The sequence below is a fragment of the Allobosea sp. FW305-C-101 genome, from assembly GCF_058783685.1.
The window spans coordinates 1,293,752-1,306,937 of the sequence record NZ_JBYSYT010000002.1 but is presented as its reverse complement, the minus strand read 5'-3'; the positions used below and the strand labels follow the sequence as shown (position 1 = coordinate 1,306,937).

Below are 13,186 nucleotides of genomic sequence, written 5' to 3'. Positions count from 1 at the left end.
CCACAGCGCGTAGTTGGAACGCTCCGAAACACAGCAGCGTTGAGCGTTCTCGATGGAGATGGCGCGATGACGCAGACGACCGTGACTGCCCTGCACTTCGAGCCTCGTGGCTTCGTGCCCAACAATCCCCGCCTCCCTGCGCTCATCTACGAGGGCGCGTTCACAGAGAGCGAAGCCGATTGCGCGGCGCTGATGGAGAAGCGCTTTCAGGAGAACGGTTGGCCGCCCCAGTGGCGAAATGGGGTTTATGATTTCGATCACTACCATAGCCAAGGTCACGAGATTCTGGGCATAGCGGCCGGCTCCGCCAAGCTGGTGTTGGGCGGGGACGGAGGACGCGAGTTAGAAGTGAAGGCAGGGGATGTCCTATTGCTGCCCGCTGGGACTGGCCACCGCCGCATTTCGCGGTCCGATAACTTCCTCGTTGTCGGCGCCTATCCGCCCGGGCAATCAGGTGACATCGTCCGAGAGGAAGCATCTGCGACGATGCTGCAGCGGATCACCCATTTGAGCTTTCCTCCTCGTGATCCGGTCTTCGGTGACGATGGTCCGATGATCAGGCTCTGGGCGTTGAGCGTCGCCTAGGAGTTCATAGAGCGGCGGCGTGAGCACCACGCGATGCGAACGGGAGGCGCTCCCTAGCGCGACGCCTGATGGCATAGGCGAAATATCTTCGAAGAATGCCTATTGCTGGGTACGCCTCAGCATATTGACGTCGTAGCCGAGGGCCTTCGCCCGCTCCACCAGCGCCGCATACTGACGCGGACTGACAGCCTGCTTTCGGGTCAGAATCCACAGATATCGACCCGAGGGCTCGCCTACGATGGACCACGAATAGTTTGGCGCGCGATCCAGCACCCAATAGTCGCCCTCGATCGGCCAGAAGAAAGTGACCTTGAGTTTCGAACCGTTAGAGCCTTCAACGACGCGGGCTGTCGCGTCTGCCGTCTTCAATGGCCCCGTCACACCGCCTTGATGGCAGGAATTGACAACAGCAACCGCACCGTTCGGCTTCTGCGAGTATTCCGCTGTGACCGCCTCACAGCCCTTCTGAAAGCTAGCCTCATAACGGGCTTGCTCGTACCACTTGCCGAGATAGCGATTCAGCTCCACAGGCTTCGCTGGCTGCGGGACATTGGAGTTGCCAACTGGCTGGGTCTCCAGCGGATTGCAGGCCGCCAGTGCCAAGCTCGATCCGATCACGAGCGCGCTCATCAGGGTTTTCATTGTCATCCTCGCTTTGGGCTGCCCGATAACGTGAGCCCGCGACCGCGGTTCCCATCGCGCATGTACGAGCAATCCTGAATACGGTTTCCCCTGCTCCGCCGAACCGGCGATATGGTTTCCTCCCCGAAATTCGGCAGGCGCGAATGCACGGCCGCAAATGAAAGCCCGGCGCAATGGCCGGGCTTGGTCGTCGTCGATGATGGAGAAGTTCAGCGATCAGGCCGCTTTCCGATCGTGCCGCCCCTCCTTCACTTCCTCGATGATTTTGGCGACAAACGCCGGCAGATCATCGGGCTTGCGTGATGTCACGATACCCTTGTCAGTTACGACCTCTGCGTCCTGCCAACTTGCGCCGGCATTGATCAAATCCTGCTTGATCGTCTTGTAGGAGGTGACCTTCCGGCCCTTGGCGATTCCGGTGTCGATCAGCAGCCACGGTCCATGGCAGACGGCGGCAACGACCTTGCCCTGGTCGAAGAAGCTCTTGATCAGGCCGAGCGCCTTGTCATTACCGCGCAGGGTGTCGGGGTTCATTTGCCCGCCGGGTAGTACAATCGCGTCGTAATCCTCGGCCCGCGCCTGATCGAGTGTGCGATCGACGGCGACGGATCGGCCCCAGTCCTTGTTCTGCCAGCCCTTGATCTCGCCAGCTTCTGGCGAAACGATGTCCACCGTTGCGCCCGCCTTCTGCAAGGCAGCATGCGGTACGTCGAGCTCCGACTGCTCGAAACCGTGCGTCGCGAGAATGAGGATGCGTTTGCCGTTAAGGGCGCTCATGGGTGCTCTCCTGGTTGGAATGGATGTCCCTAGACCAACAGAGCAGCAGGGGATGCGTTCCCCGCTGCGCACTCCTTCGCCGGACGATTCAGTCTTTCTCGTGGACCGGCGTTGCATCGTCGTCGCCGTCAACCAGCCTGTCCTACCTGCTATTTCGACAGCCGCCTGACATTTGCGCGGACCTTCCGGCGATAACCGCGAACAATACCGACTGGGGCGCTCCCTGTTGCAGCCTTGAGAATCGCATTCTGTCCCGCGGAGACCTTCTCCTTCACCATCAGATTCGCTTCCCGTTCAGCCGCAGGACCGCCTGCCGCCAGCTTCATGCCCCTTAACCAGATTGCCTGCTGCGCTTCGAGTGCCAGCATCGACATCTCGACAAAGAGCTTAAACATCAGCTCGGTCTCTGGCGGCCGTTGACTTGGAGGTCTTAGGAGTTGGCCTTGCGCGGCGAGCTGCAGGCTTCGTCTTACAAGCGGAGTACGCTGGCCTTTCCGGAGTAATGTCCTGGGCCGCATATGCCCGTATTTCCTGGTTCCAGCGATAGCACCCATAGCCAGCAACTGCCGCCAGAAGGGCCGGCGTGGGGATACGTGTCGCCAGCAATGTCAGCGGTACGGCAAACCTCTCCGGAATTTCGCCCCGCTCAACGTTCCGTGCGACCCAAGCGCCCGCAAGGCCTGAGAAAATTGCTCTGATCATTTCCGGCCCTCGGTGCCCATGTTGTCGTGAGATCAAGCAACGCGGCGATCAGGGCTGCCGTTCCAGGCAACCGGAACTGCTTCAACAGGAGCGCTAGCGGAGCTGCGGCCTCAGTCCTCGCACCGCGTCAGCATCTTGCCGGACGGCAGTGCGAAATAACACTCGTCTTCGTAGTGAACAGGCGTCCCGTCTTCGAGCGAATAGGAGACCGTCGAGAGGCCAGGCTTGTTCTGCCAGACGATAACGGTGAAGCGATTGCCCTCGTCGTCCTGGCACAGTTCACGATAGAACTCGCGACGTGTGCTCTGTTGGCGGCGGGACGTCTCGACAGGAGTTTGAAACGCGACCATTGGTCCACCTTATGCGACGCATCTATAACGTCTCAACGAGAGGCTCTGCCGCAGTGTTCCCCGGATATTAGGCGGCTGCGCTGGATATAACCTTAGGGTCTGCGGCAATGCCGATCCCGCCCAGCTCGCTACCGGCTCGGCTGGCCTTTTGCTCGACATACTGAAGCCGTGTCTTTGCTGTGTTCGGCAGGCCTTTCACTCGCAGCCAAGCGAGAAATTCACTTGGCCTCACCGTCACGATCTGAAGGGCTCGGCCACGGGCGAGCCAGGCATTCATCACCTCCAGCGCGTTTCGATGCCATGCGTCATAATCCGACGGCATCTCCACGCGGTCGTGTGCCAATTCCCAGAGCTGGTGAAAATCCTCGCGTTCATACCACGGCAGCGCGACCGTATATGCCTCAACTGTTGGTTTCACGGTTTTGCCGATTCTCCGCGTGCGACGCGGGAACTGAGGATGCTAACCGCCCGATAGCGGGGGTAGTCGGCTCTCACCTATGACGCGCGCCGCCAATGCCTTCGTCAATGTCAAATGACAGGCAACAACGACGCCTCTCCGTCGGCATTTCACGAGAGAGGGGACTTTTTGGCGCCTTCGGTCAGGAGATAGTTCTGCGCTTCACGGCTTAGGCGCACGGATGCGCCTAAGCGTTTTGCCAGCCTTTCGGCCGCTTCAATGGTCTCGAATAAGTTGGATGACTGTCCATAATTCGAGCCTGTAACGTCTCGCGCAACCCATTCGTTTCCGCTCTGATAGACGGTAAGAGTTTGCGCCATTGAAGCCGCCCGTTCTCATAGCAGGAACAGGTCTCTCCTTCATCTGTTCCAAGCGGATGGCATCGCCCCGACCTTAGATATGAGCCAATAGCGCCTGTCGGCCGTAATATCTCGCAAAGAGGAATTGCGATGATGTCTCACCATGGCCGGCCGTACACCCAGCGCGAACGCTCGGCGGCAAGCATCGCGACAAGAATCTGTTGGTCGACCCGACGCTCTGAATGATCGCGCCTGTACAAGCCCGGCTCCCATGGGGCCGGGCTTTTTTGCGATCTGTCGAAACGATCGGATCGCCGCAGCGTTGCTCCGGCAGCACTTTCAGAAAGGGCAAGCGATGATCGACCGGAACCACGAACGAAATGGCAGCACCAACGGCCCGACCGAGCCGAACCAGCGCCCGCCCGAAAAGCGCGAAGACGCTGCTGATGATGCGATGAAGGGCCCGAAGATCATCTCCGAGGGCAATCAGAAGCAGCGGGCGAAAGGCCGGGACACGCCTCCGGCCGGCCCGCATGCGAAGGAGTCGCAGACGAACAAGGAGGCAACGCCGGGTTCCGGCGCGCTGCCCCCGACCAAGCCCGTTCGTCATATCGACCCCGGTACTGGCTGACCTTCATCCACCTTCTCTCCGCGAAGTCGCATTGGAAGGTGTTCCGTGGAAAAGCTGAAGACCTATCGCGCCAAGCGCGATTTCCGGAAGACGAAGGAGCCGAACGACGCGAGCGCGGTCGCTCGATCGAACCGCCTGCGCTTCGTCATTCAGAAGCACGATGCGACACGGCTGCATTACGACCTGCGTCTGGAATTGGATGGCGTCTTCAAGTCCTGGGCCGTGACCAGGGGGCCGTCGCTCGACCCCGGCGACAAACGCCTCGCCGTCGAGGTAGAAGACCATCCGCTCGCCTATGGCGATTTCGAGGGCACGATCCCGAAGGGCCAATATGGCGGCGGCACCGTCCAGCTCTGGGACCGGGGCTATTGGGAGCCGGAGGGCAAACTCAGTCCGCAGCGGCAGCTCGAAAAGGGCGACCTCAAGTTCACGCTCGACGGCAAGCGGCTGCAGGGCAGCTTCGTCTTGGTGCGTATGAAGCATGACCGCGATGGCGGCAAGCGCACCAACTGGCTGCTGATCAAGCATCGCGATGATCATGCGGTCGCTTCCGATGGCGATGCTGTATTGGAGGCTGACACCTCTGTGGCCTCGGGCCGGACAATGAAAGCTATCGCGGCTGGGCGCGGTCGCTCGCCCGAGCCCTTCCTGCTGGCTGAGCAGGCTGTCGACGCCGATGCGGTCTGGGACAGCAAAGAGGGCTTGGCAGCCGAAGCACGGGCCGAAAAGCCTGCGCCGAAACAGACGACAGGCCGGGCCTCGAAAGCAGGCCCCGCCGCTGCGGCCGGTCTCCCGGCGTTCGTACCGCCTCAGCTTTGCCGGAGCGTCGAGCGGCCACCGACAGGCAGCGGCTGGCTCCATGAAATCAAGTTCGACGGTTATCGCATCCAGGCGCGTGTCGCGTGCGGCAGGGTCACGCTGAAGACGCGCAAGGGGCTGGACTGGACGAAGCGGTTCGGGGCCGTAGCCAAGGCCTTAAAGGGCCTGCCGGGCTGCATCGTCGATGGCGAGATCGTCGCGCTCGACGACCATGGTGCGCCGGATTTCGCCGCGTTGCAGGCTGCGCTATCGGAAGAAAAGACCGAAAATCTCGTCTTCTTCGCCTTCGATTTGCTGTTCCTCGACGGCGAGGATTGGCGCGAGCAGCCGCTCCTTGCGCGCAAGCAAAGGCTTGAGGCGCTGCTGCGGGACGCGGCCGATGGTGTCACCCTGCGCTATGTCGAGCATTTCGAGACAGGCGGCGATGCGGTGCTGAAATCCGCCTGTCGCCTGTCCCTGGAGGGCATCGTTTCGAAGCGCGGCGATGCGCCCTATGTCTCCGGCCGCAGCGATAGCTGGACCAAGGCGAAATGCCGCGCCGGCCATGAGGTCGTCATCGGCGGCTGGGCGACCACGGCCGGCAAATTCCGCTCGCTGCTCGTCGGCGTCCATCGTGGTCCGCAATTCATCTATGTCGGCCGGGTCGGCACCGGCTATGGCGCGGCGAAGGTCGAAAAGCTGCTGCCGCGCCTGAAAGAACATGAAGCCAAGACCTCGCCCTTCACCGGCAAGGGCGCGCCACGACGAGCCCCGGGTGTGCATTGGGTTGAGCCGGCTCTCGTCGCCGAGATCGAATTCGCGGGCTGGACCGGCGACGGCATGGTCCGGCAGGCCGCCTTCAAGGGCTTGCGCGAGGACAAGCCGGCGGCGGAGGTCGAGACCGAATTGCCGGCGCAGCCTGCGGAAACCGCCCCCCCAAAGCCGGCGCCGGCGCGCAGCGGGCGTGTCGAGGTGCTCGGCGTGCCCTTGTCAAAGCCCGACAAGCCGCTCTGGCCCGATGCCGAGGACGGCAAGCCCGCCACCAAGCTCGACCTCGCGCATTATTTCGAGACCGTGGGCCAATGGCTGCTGCCGCATATTAAGGGCCGGCCCTGCTCGCTGCTCAGGGCGCCCGACGGGATCGAGGGCGAAATCTTTTTCCAGCGCCATGCCGGCCTCGGCACCTCCAGCCTGTTCGAGCTGGTTAAGATCTCCGGCGACAAGAAATCCTATCTTCAGGTCGACCGGATCGAAGCCTTGATCGCCGCTGCCCAGATCGGCGGGATCGAACTGCATCCGTGGAACTGCCGGCCCGGCGAGCCGGAGGTTCCCGGCCGGCTGGTCTTCGATCTCGACCCTGGGCCGGATGTGTCCTTCGATGCCGTGATCGCGGCAGCCCGGACGATGAAGGAGCGGCTCGATGCGCTGGGTCTCGTCAGCTTCTGCAAAACCACCGGCGGCAAGGGGCTGCATGTCGTGACGCCGCTGGCGAAACCCCGCCGTAGCAGCCCGGACTGGCCGGCAGCCAAGGACTTCGCGCGCCGCGTCTGCGCAGAGATCGCGGCCAACGAGCCGGAGCGCTATGTCGTCAACATGGCGAAGCGCCTGCGCCAGGGCCGGATCTTCCTCGACTATCTCCGCAACGACCGCATGGCCACGGCGGTCGCACCGTTGTCGCCACGCGCGAGGTCCGGCGCGCATGCTTCGATGCCGCTCACCTGGTCGCAGGTGAAGGCGGGGCTCGATCCCGCCCGCTACACCATCCGCACGGTTCCGAAGCTGCTGGCGGCAAGCAAGGCCTGGGCGGATTATGACGAAGCCGAGCGGCCTTTGGCGGATGCGATCACAAAGCTCGACCGGTCCTGATCGGCGCCCCGCGGTATCGGAACGGATCGGCGGCCGATGCGTTTCGCGTCCGATCGGAGAAGCGCCCATGGCCCAGCGGACATTCTGGAAAGGCTATCTCAAGCTCTCGCTCGTGACCTGCCCGGTCGCGATGATGCCGGCGCGCTCCGAGAGCGAGAAGGTCCGCTTCCATACGCTCAATCGCAAGACCGGCCACCGCATCCAGAGCCGCTTCGTCGATGCCGTCACCGGGAAGCCGGTCGCCGATGCCGACGAGGTCAAGGGCTATCCCAAGGACGATGACGACTACGTCATGCTGGAGGATGACGAGCTCGACGCCGTCGCGCTGGAGAGCACGCGGACCATCGATATCGAGCTGTTCGCGCCGCGCTCCTCCGTCGGCTGGATCTGGTACGACACGCCGCATTATCTCGTGCCGGACGGCAAGATCGGCGACGAGGCTTTTTCGGTTATTCGCGAGGCGATGAAGGCGACCAAGACGGTCGGCATCTCCCGCGTCGTCCTCTACCGGCGCGAACGGGCCGTGCTGCTGGAGCCGCGCGACAGAGGCATCGTGCTATGGACTTTGCGCTATGGGGACGAGGTCCGCGACGAGAATGACTACTTCTCCGATATCAAGAAGGCGAAACCCGAGCCCGACATGCGCGCGCTCATGGAGAAGTTGATCACCTCGCGTACCAAGGACTGGTCGCCGGAGCTCGCGCAAGATCCCGTCCAGGACGAGTTGCTAGACCTCATCAAGGCCAAGCAGAAAGGCCGCAAGCTGGCCAGGAAAGCCAAGCCAGCCGCCAGCGAGGACAATGTCATCAGCATCATGGATGCGCTCAAGCGCAGCCTCGAACCGCGGAAGTGATCAACCCGCCTTTTGTCGCGGTTCGGCCTTGCGGACGGATTTGCGCTTCGCCGCCGGTTTGTCGGCCGATGTGCCGCTTTGGCCCGTCTTGGCGCTCTGCCGGAGAGCGTCGAGCAGATTGACGACCTTCGCCGGCTCCGGCCGTTTCACCGGCTTGATCTTGCGGCCTTCGATCTTCGCCTTGACCAGCTCGGCCAGCACGTTCTCGTAGCGGTCTTCGAAGGCCTTGGGGTCGAATCGGCCGGCCTTGGTGCGGATGATGTGCTCGGCGAGTTCCAGCATCTCGCCCTCGATCTTCAGCTTCGGGATATCGTCGAAGGCGCTCTCCACCGGACGCACCTCGTAGTCGAAATTGAGCGTCGTCGCGATCATCCCGGCATCGTGCGGCCGGATCAGGATCGAGCGCATCCGCCGGAAGATCACGGTGCGCGCCAGGGCCGCAGCCTCGCGACTCGCCATGACGTCGCGGATCAGAGCGAAGGCCTCGGCCGCGACCGGCGTGCTCGGCGTCACATAATAGGGCCGGTCGAAGAAGAGATCATCGATCTCGTCGCAAGGCAGGAAGGTGGCGACATCGAGGGTCTTGTCGCTCTCGGGAACGGCCTCGGCGATCTCATCGGGCTCCAGCACGATGTAGTCGCCATCGCCGCGATCGTAGCCCTTGACCTGGTCGTCCTTCTCGACCGGCTTGCCCGTGACCTCGTCGATGAACTGGCGATGGACGCGATTGCCGGTCTTGCGGTTCAGCGTATGAAAGGAGATGCGCTCACTGGTCGAGGCAGCGGTGTAGAGCGCCACCGGGCAAGTGACTTCAGCGACCTTGAGGACGCCCTTCCAGATTGCCCGCGGCGCCATGGTCGCCTCTCAATATGTGTTCGCGGCCCCAACAGCAGACTCCGTGAACAGCGTCGAGCTTCGGATGTTCCGCCGGCATCTGAGCCGCTTCACCGACCAGTCTCAGCCTTCATGTCTTCAACAATCCAGCCACATCAATTTCTTCGCCGGCAGGTTCGGGAAGCGCCAGCGAGCGTGGAACAGAATCACACTGCGGGCCGTTCGATCCACATTCAGCGGCCTCGAGCCGCTCCCCATCAGGAGTGTCGGACAATGAAAACAACAATCCTCGTTTCGCTCGTCGCGGCTACGATTTCGTTCGGTGCGATCGCTCAGACGAGCACCACGTCTCCCATGCCGGCACCGAAGGCAGATGCCGACAAGAACGCCCCGCTGCCGGGCGCCAACAGCTTCACTGAGGGCCAGGCCAAGAGCCGCCTCGAAGCCAACGGCTATTCCAGCGTTGGCGCTCTGAAGAAGGACGACAACGGCGTTTGGAAGGGTACGGCCACGCATGCCGGCGCGCAGGTCAATGTCTCCGTCGACTATCGCGGCAACATCACCCGCAACTGATCTCGACCCTTAAGCCCAACTCTTGGAGCCAAACATGACCCGCACCCTGACCCGCACCTATGACAATTACGAAACGGCCCGCTCGGTGGTCGAGCAGCTAGAGGCCGCAGGCGTTTCCAGCAACGACATCAGTGTTGTCGGCAGCGCCGGTACGTCGGACGAGACGAATGCCACGGAGGGCGCCAGCATCGGCGCCGGCATCGGCGGCGCTGCCGGCCTCCTTGCCGGCATTGGCATGCTCGCGATCCCCGGCGTCGGCCCAGTCGTCGCGGCCGGCTGGCTCGCATCGACCGCAGCCGGCGCCGTCGCGGGCGCCGCGGCCGGCGGCCTCGTCGGCTCCTTCGTGAAGGAAGGTCACGACAAGGACGAAGCGGATTACTACGCGGAGACGGTCCGCCGCGGCGGTTCTGTCGTTTCGGTCCGCACCGAGCCGGAGCATGAAGCCGCGGTTCAGGCCATCCTCGACGGGGCGACGCCGATCGATCGGGCGACGCGCGAAGCCGAGTATCGCGCCAGCGGCTGGGAGCGCTTCGACGAGACCGCGGGCCCCTATCGCCCGCCTGTCGTGTGATCGCTCCAACACAGAACGCCATGATGGAGGCCCCGTCAGCTTGGCTGGCGGGGCCATTGTCTTGAGCGGGACAGAGTTATGGGAGCAACCTCTAGGCTTAGCTCCATGCCTTCTCATCGCTCCAGAACCCGGTCGATCTTGCTCGCGCCCAGGTCCGCACGCGATGAGGCCTGGCGTCACGTCAAACCGCTGATCGAGGCTGGAGAACGCGAACCGGGACGCACGCGGCTTGCTTACATTCTGGCGTCTTTTGTGATGCTGGCGCTGAACGAGAATGATCTGGTCGACCACACGCTGCGACAATATCGGGCGCGCGATTAACCCGATCTGCGGGGAACTACGGCGTCCAGCACGCGTTCAGCCGCGAGTATCACCACCACCTCTGGACCAAGCATGAACTCGCACTCACTCGCGGCCAATGACGCCCCGAACGACCTGTTTCGTCCCCTGCAAGCCATCGATTTCCTGAACCCCCCGATTCTGCTGGCGGGGGTCGTCGACAATCTGATGTATGCGTTTTTCCGGGATAGGCTCATGACGGCCCCCCGCGACGGAATCGTCGTCATCGAACTGAGCACACTTGGGGGTGATCCCGAGGTCGCGCGCATGATGGGAGAGGATATTCGCTTCCATAGCGAACAAGAGCCGGCACGACGGTTCGTCTTTCTGGGCAAGACTGCAATCTACTCCGCTGGCGCCACCTTCATGAGCTTCTTTGCCCGCCCGAACCGCTATCTCACGCGCGGCACGAGGCTGATGGTGCATGAGCGCAAAATCCAGGCGAACATCATTCTGGATGGCCCGTTGACGATGTGCATCGCTAATCTCAAGGCGAAGCTGAACGAGATCGAACACTCCATTCAGATTCAGAACGAGGGGTTTCAGAACCTCATCGCTGGATCGTCGGTGACGATGGAGCAGGTCCTCAAACTCGCACCAGAGAACTGGTATATCGAAGCCAACGAAGCCAAAAATCTAGGCCTCATCGAGGGTGTGATCTAATCTCACTTCGCTTCGAAGCAGGCTCGTAGCTTTCCAATGGCGGCAGAAGATCGGCGCCAATCCGAAGGGCTGCAGCCAGTAAGCTCGCCGGGACGATGGCGTCGCTGTCCAAGCACCATCTCACATAAGTCACGGATCGATTGGCTGCGCTGGCGAGGTGAGCTTCCACATCCCCGGGCAACATGAAACTGCACAACGCCACGCTCATCTGCCGCCCGGTGGGAGGACGAGAGCGCCATTGCCGGACCAATACGCCATGATCGGGTACTGAGTGAAACATTGGAACCCTCCCGATGCGACGGACACAACGAACAACGCGTGCGCCGAAGGAAGGTTCAGCTGCGATATACCCGCGGGCTCAGCGGGATTGGGCGTTCAGGATCTCGTGTTCTATGAGCTTGCTATCGCCGATGTGTAGCCTGGCAGGATGTCGAACGAACTGCCCGTGGGCCATGCAGGCTCAACCGCGGTTCAATCCGATCGTTCCGTTGTGCGCAAAAAGCCGCTTGATACTGCGCGCTGAGGTGTGATGGCCACTAAACAAAAAAAGCGATGCGAGCCTTGGAACCAGATCGCCTTGAGCAAGTATCGATGTTCTGAGACGCGGCGGAGGATCGCGGCTTTCGACATTGCCGGGGGGCATAGAGTTGCCGTTAGACGAGGCTCTAAAAAGGCTACGATTGCGGGAGGAAGAACTTGCCCGCGTCCAGCGCATTGGCCAGATCGGTGGCCTAGAAGTCGACCTCCGTGAAGGCGCCTTTCGGAACAAGCGCTCTCCCGAGTATCTCGCAGTCCACGGACTCCCCCCGGAGTCAGAGAACGAAACCCACGAGGCGTGGGTTGCTCGCATCCATCCGGAAGACCGCGACCGGGTCGTCAGCCATTTCCATCGGAGCGTGTTTGGCACCGATGTCGAGTATGAGGCCGAGTATCGCATCGTTCGCCCGTCGGACGGTGCTGTGCGCTGGATCCTAGCCAAAGCTGAAATCCAGCGGGATGAGTTGGGCAAGCCGGTCAAGCTCATCGGGGCGCATATCGACATCACGGCCAGGCGAACTGCCGAAGAGCAGCGGGAACTCATCGCCCGCGAGTTGCAGCATCGCATCGGCAATATCTTTGCCGTTGTCGGCAGCCTCATTTCAATGGCCGCTCGGACAGAGCCTGCTTCTGCAAAGTTCGCAGAAGGCATCGTTGAACGAATTGCATCGCTGAACAGGGCGCACGGCATAGTCCTGAAAAGCAGTGATCGAGCACCCGACACCCTTCTGGAACTCATCGGGCGACTGATTGCACCCTACAACGCGGGCGCAACCCCTTTGATCACGATGAATGGCGACGAGGTGAGGGTTGGCCAGTCCGCGTCTACGGCAATCGCACTGGTGCTTCACGAACTGGCGACGAACGCTGTGAAGCACGGCTCCCTCTCTGTTCCCGCAGGAACGGTGGAGATCAAAGTCCAGGCATCGGGTGAAGATGTCCGGTTGCGCTGGGGCGAGTTCGGCGGTCCCATGGTCGACGGCGAGCCTCAAAGGCGAGGCTTTGGCAGCCTTCTTGTCGATCGAGCGGTCAAATCACAGTTGGGCGCACGCATGCTCTTCGCCTGGCTTCCCTCCGGCTTGGTCGTCGAGATCGAGATGACCAAATCAAGGCTCAAGGCCTAAAGGTCGGAACAAACATGAGCTGCATGGCTTGCTCTTCAAAGGAGTCAACCATGCCAAAGCAACGTGAAAATCCGGCGATTTTGGAAGACGAGCGCGAGCCCGCCACGCCAGCAGAAAGCCCTCTCGCCGCTGATCCTATCCAGACCGGGCGCCGAGTAAGCGACAGGACAAACGTCCATGATGAAGGGAGTGACGCGAGTAACACTCCAGATGGCCTGACGGAGTCGGAAGAGGCGGTGCGGCAGGCAGCGGAGGATGTGCCACTGGGGCAGAGGCCCGAGGGCTCTACGGAGTCGATACCAGTGTTCGACAGAGCGGGCCTGCCGCCAAAGGTCTGAGGCTGACGCGTCGTGGCGAGCCGGTTGTTCCTACCGCTGCGTCCCGGGTCCGTCGCCTTCCCCAGACAATGCGGTTCCATCTTCGCCCATTGGGCATCCGTCAGTACAAAACGATCCATCCAAAGCTTGAATCACAACCAAGCACCCTTGTGAAACCCCACGAGCCCAGTTTTGCCAAGGCTGAAACCCACTTAGCGGCAGCGCCAAAACTGTTCAGATCAACCGAGCCAGCTTTGCTCTTCGCCGC

The 13,186-nt window shown here is 61.9% G+C and carries 15 protein-coding genes; 9 read left to right on the top strand and 6 right to left on the bottom strand.

From position 1 onward, the window contains the following. The first annotated feature begins 66 nt into the window (after window positions 1-66). Window positions 67-585 carry a cupin domain-containing protein gene (locus AC3WMA_RS13920; RefSeq protein WP_492285938.1) on the top strand — a complete coding sequence of 173 codons (519 nt, stop codon included), beginning with the start codon at window positions 67-69 and terminating at the stop codon, window positions 583-585. Window positions 586-684: 99 nt separating this feature from the next. Here AC3WMA_RS13920 and AC3WMA_RS13915 read toward each other — a convergent pair whose 3' ends face one another. From AC3WMA_RS13915 to AC3WMA_RS13895, 5 genes are all read right to left on the bottom strand, one after another. Beyond that, entirely contained in the window at window positions 685-1,227 is a 543-nt protein-coding gene (locus AC3WMA_RS13915) for a lipocalin family protein (protein ID WP_492285937.1), read from the bottom strand. A gap of 216 nt (window positions 1,228-1,443) precedes the next feature. Beyond that, window positions 1,444-2,004, bottom strand: coding sequence for a type 1 glutamine amidotransferase domain-containing protein (locus tag AC3WMA_RS13910; RefSeq protein WP_492285936.1), 561 nt, complete (start codon window positions 2,002-2,004; stop codon window positions 1,444-1,446). Window positions 2,005-2,153: 149 nt separating this feature from the next. After that, a complete protein-coding gene (locus AC3WMA_RS13905; protein WP_492285935.1) occupies window positions 2,154-2,399 on the bottom strand; it encodes a hypothetical protein in 246 nt (81 codons plus the stop codon). 417 nt (window positions 2,400-2,816) lie between these two features. Beyond that, complete coding sequence (locus AC3WMA_RS13900; RefSeq protein WP_492285934.1) at window positions 2,817-3,056, bottom strand: hypothetical protein; 240 nt, start codon at window positions 3,054-3,056, stop codon at window positions 2,817-2,819. Window positions 3,057-3,123: 67 nt separating this feature from the next. Then, window positions 3,124-3,474 (bottom strand): hypothetical protein, encoded by a 351-nt coding sequence (locus AC3WMA_RS13895; RefSeq protein WP_492285933.1) that lies wholly within the window; start codon window positions 3,472-3,474, stop codon window positions 3,124-3,126. A gap of 693 nt (window positions 3,475-4,167) precedes the next feature. Here AC3WMA_RS13895 and AC3WMA_RS13890 point away from each other — a divergent pair. From AC3WMA_RS13890 to ku (AC3WMA_RS13880), 3 genes are all read left to right on the top strand, one after another. Beyond that, window positions 4,168-4,443: a hypothetical protein gene (locus AC3WMA_RS13890; protein WP_492285932.1), complete on the top strand. Its 276-nt coding sequence runs from the start codon at window positions 4,168-4,170 to the stop codon at window positions 4,441-4,443. Window positions 4,444-4,488: 45 nt separating this feature from the next. Beyond that, window positions 4,489-7,107: a DNA ligase D gene (ligD, locus tag AC3WMA_RS13885; protein WP_492285931.1), complete on the top strand. Its 2,619-nt coding sequence runs from the start codon at window positions 4,489-4,491 to the stop codon at window positions 7,105-7,107. A 67-nt stretch (window positions 7,108-7,174) separates the two neighbouring features. Then, window positions 7,175-7,960, top strand: coding sequence for a non-homologous end joining protein Ku (ku, locus tag AC3WMA_RS13880; RefSeq protein ID WP_492285930.1), 786 nt, complete (start codon window positions 7,175-7,177; stop codon window positions 7,958-7,960). On the opposite strand, the gene ku (AC3WMA_RS13875) is transcribed toward ku (AC3WMA_RS13880), so the two are convergent. Then, window positions 7,961-8,815, bottom strand: a complete 855-nt coding sequence (gene ku, locus AC3WMA_RS13875) for a non-homologous end joining protein Ku (RefSeq protein WP_492285929.1) — start codon at window positions 8,813-8,815, stop codon at window positions 7,961-7,963. It abuts the gene before it with no gap. A 252-nt stretch (window positions 8,816-9,067) separates the two neighbouring features. Here ku (AC3WMA_RS13875) and AC3WMA_RS13870 point away from each other — a divergent pair, with 252 nt between their 5' ends. From AC3WMA_RS13870 to AC3WMA_RS13850, 5 genes are all read left to right on the top strand, one after another. Then, window positions 9,068-9,367, top strand: a complete 300-nt coding sequence (locus AC3WMA_RS13870; protein ID WP_257735723.1) for a PepSY domain-containing protein — start codon at window positions 9,068-9,070, stop codon at window positions 9,365-9,367. Between the two features lie 34 nt (window positions 9,368-9,401). Continuing rightward, complete coding sequence (locus tag AC3WMA_RS13865) at window positions 9,402-9,938, top strand: hypothetical protein (RefSeq protein ID WP_492285928.1); 537 nt, start codon at window positions 9,402-9,404, stop codon at window positions 9,936-9,938. 105 nt (window positions 9,939-10,043) lie between these two features. After that, a complete protein-coding gene (locus AC3WMA_RS13860; RefSeq protein WP_492285927.1) occupies window positions 10,044-10,259 on the top strand; it encodes a hypothetical protein in 216 nt (71 codons plus the stop codon). Window positions 10,260-10,331: 72 nt separating this feature from the next. Beyond that, complete coding sequence (locus tag AC3WMA_RS13855) at window positions 10,332-10,940, top strand: peptidase S14 (RefSeq protein WP_492285926.1); 609 nt, start codon at window positions 10,332-10,334, stop codon at window positions 10,938-10,940. Between the two features lie 680 nt (window positions 10,941-11,620). After that, a complete protein-coding gene (locus AC3WMA_RS13850; protein WP_492285925.1) occupies window positions 11,621-12,601 on the top strand; it encodes a PAS domain-containing protein in 981 nt (326 codons plus the stop codon). Window positions 12,602-13,186 lie beyond the last annotated feature (585 nt).

Coding starts and splice junctions, on each gene's coding strand:
- ku (WP_492285929.1), bottom strand. CDS start 8,815: ATGGCGCCGCGGGCAATCTGGAAGGGCGTCCTCAAGGTCGCTGAAGTC.
- AC3WMA_RS13915 (WP_492285937.1), bottom strand. CDS start 1,227: ATGAAAACCCTGATGAGCGCGCTCGTGATCGGATCGAGCTTGGCACTG.
- AC3WMA_RS13910 (WP_492285936.1), bottom strand. CDS start 2,004: ATGAGCGCCCTTAACGGCAAACGCATCCTCATTCTCGCGACGCACGGT.
- AC3WMA_RS13865 (WP_492285928.1), top strand. CDS start 9,402: ATGACCCGCACCCTGACCCGCACCTATGACAATTACGAAACGGCCCGC.
- AC3WMA_RS13920 (WP_492285938.1), top strand. CDS start 67: ATGACGCAGACGACCGTGACTGCCCTGCACTTCGAGCCTCGTGGCTTC.
- AC3WMA_RS13855 (WP_492285926.1), top strand. CDS start 10,332: ATGAACTCGCACTCACTCGCGGCCAATGACGCCCCGAACGACCTGTTT.
- AC3WMA_RS13905 (WP_492285935.1), bottom strand. CDS start 2,399: ATGTTTAAGCTCTTTGTCGAGATGTCGATGCTGGCACTCGAAGCGCAG.
- AC3WMA_RS13890 (WP_492285932.1), top strand. CDS start 4,168: ATGATCGACCGGAACCACGAACGAAATGGCAGCACCAACGGCCCGACC.
- AC3WMA_RS13860 (WP_492285927.1), top strand. CDS start 10,044: ATGCCTTCTCATCGCTCCAGAACCCGGTCGATCTTGCTCGCGCCCAGG.
- AC3WMA_RS13870 (WP_257735723.1), top strand. CDS start 9,068: ATGAAAACAACAATCCTCGTTTCGCTCGTCGCGGCTACGATTTCGTTC.
- AC3WMA_RS13900 (WP_492285934.1), bottom strand. CDS start 3,056: ATGGTCGCGTTTCAAACTCCTGTCGAGACGTCCCGCCGCCAACAGAGC.
- ku (WP_492285930.1), top strand. CDS start 7,175: ATGGCCCAGCGGACATTCTGGAAAGGCTATCTCAAGCTCTCGCTCGTG.